Raw genomic sequence first — 310 nt, 5'->3', positions numbered from 1 at the left:
GCCGTCCTCCGGTGCCTGCCCGTTCTTCTGCATCGACGCCAGCAGCTGACGTGCGAGACCCAGTCCCGTCCCGCCCATGGTGAGCGCCTTGGCGACCATGTCCGCCATGCCGTCGGCGCCGTTGAGCACCACCATGTTGTCGACGTTGCCGAACGCGGACGCGCCCGCCTGGACGATCTCCGGCCAGTTCTCGGCGAGTTGCTGGGCGACGACGGCCTCCTGGTTCTCGGCGAGGGCGGCGGCACGGGCCTTGATGGCCTCCGCCTCCGCGAGTCCCTTGGCCTTGGTCGCCTCGGCGTCCGCGAGCCCC

At 71.3% G+C, this 310-nt stretch carries 1 protein-coding gene; it reads right to left on the bottom strand.

The features are described 5' to 3' along the window. The coding region (locus ACLZOT_RS51440) for a flotillin domain-containing protein (RefSeq protein WP_416976172.1) at positions 1-310 on the bottom strand (310 nt) is incomplete at both ends.

This window comes from Streptomyces sp. 4F14, from assembly GCF_048159485.1.
GTDB lineage: Bacteria > Actinomycetota > Actinomycetes > Streptomycetales > Streptomycetaceae > Streptomyces.
The sequence above is the reverse complement of the archived record's forward strand: the minus strand, read 5'-3'. Positions and strand labels throughout refer to the sequence as shown.